This window comes from Pseudomonas sp. (assembly GCF_050739655.1).
Lineage (GTDB): Bacteria > Pseudomonadota > Gammaproteobacteria > Pseudomonadales > Pseudomonadaceae > Aquipseudomonas.
Genome location: NZ_JBOIBY010000421.1, coordinates 1 through 1,355, shown reverse-complemented (window position 1 = coordinate 1,355; position 1,355 = coordinate 1). Strand labels below are relative to the sequence as shown.

3 protein-coding genes are annotated in these 1,355 nt (G+C 56.1%); all 3 read right to left on the bottom strand.

Annotated elements, in window-relative coordinates:
- On the bottom strand, positions 1 to 109 hold a 109-nt coding region (locus ACRESJ_RS20670), incomplete at its 3' end, for a 50S ribosomal protein L19 (protein ID WP_431759553.1).
- A 45-nt stretch (positions 110 to 154) separates the two neighbouring features.
- Positions 155 to 907: a tRNA (guanosine(37)-N1)-methyltransferase TrmD gene (trmD, locus tag ACRESJ_RS20665; RefSeq protein ID WP_431759552.1), complete on the bottom strand. Its 753-nt coding sequence runs from the start codon at positions 905 to 907 to the stop codon at positions 155 to 157.
- Positions 908 to 909: 2 nt separating this feature from the next.
- Positions 910 to 1,355: ribosome maturation factor RimM (rimM, locus tag ACRESJ_RS20660; protein WP_431759551.1), on the bottom strand; the 446-nt coding region annotated here is incomplete at its 5' end.

Genomic DNA, 1,355 nt, shown 5'->3' with positions numbered 1-1,355 from the left:
CGCCTTCCTTCACTTTCACCTGAACGACAATGGTGTCGCCCGGGGCAAAGGTAGGGATCTCTTTGGTCATCTGCTCTGCTTCGAGTGCAAGGATGATTTTGTTAGTCATGCTGTGCTCCTAAGGTAAATCGTCTGATCTACCATCGATACGTTGTTAACTATCGTCCCGCTCGCGGAGATATTCCTCGAGCAGCTTCTTCTCTTCTCCAGAAAGCGAGCGGCTTTCCAGAAGATCGGCGCGTCGTTCATAGGTCCGACCAAGGGACTGCTGTAAACGCCAACGCCGGATGTGTGCATGATTGCCACTTAGCAATACGTCGGGAACACGCTGATCCGCATACACCTCCGGTCGGGTGTAGTGCGGGCAATCCAGCAGACCATCCGTAAAGGAATCTTCCTCGGCGGAGTCCGCATGCCCTAAAGCTCCAGGCAGCAGTCGCGTAACCGCATCGATCAGGACCATCGCCGGCAGCTCGCCGCCAGACAGTACATAGTCGCCAATCGACCACTCTTCATCGACATGAGCATCAATAAAACGCTCGTCAATGCCTTCATAGCGGCCGGCAATCAGGATCAATGCATCCAGATTCGCCAACTCGCGTACCGCCGACTGAGTCAGTTGACGGCCTTGGGGGGACAGGTAAATCACCTTCGCACCCTCCCCGGCGACTGCCTTGGCCTGAACCAGAGCATCTTCCAGGGGCTTGATCTTCATCACCATGCCCGGACCACCGCCAAATGGGCGATCATCCACGGTGTGATGTCGATCCGTCGTGTAGTCCCGCGGATTCCAACAGGTCAGCTGCAACAGCCCCTGTTTCACCGCCCGACTGGTGATGCCGTACTCGCTGATGGCGGAGAACATCTCGGGAAACAAACTGATCACTTCTACGCGCAAGTTAGCCACGCTTAGAAATCCGCGTCCCAATCCACCTTCATCTCGCCCGCTGCCAGGTCGACGGCCAACACGCATTGCTCGGTATACGGCAACAGGCGTTCGCGATCATCCAGGCTGCCAGCGCAAGGCTTGACCACCATTACATCATTCGAGCCGGTCTCCAGCAGGTGATCGATCTTCCCGAACAATTGCCCGAGGGTATCGATAACCTTGAGACCTTCCAGCTGGTACCAGTAGTACTCGCCGTCGGTCAGTTCAGGGAACAGGTTGCGCGGCACGCAGATCTCATAACCGGCCAGAAGACGAGCTTCTTCGCGATCATCGAGACCCTTGAGCTTTGCGACCAGGAACGTGTCGTTCCCGCGTCCGCTGACCAGCTCTACCTGCTTTACATTGCCGTCACGCTTGAGCGTCCAGGTTTTGTAATCCAGCAGGTTCTTGATCGGATCAGTAAAGG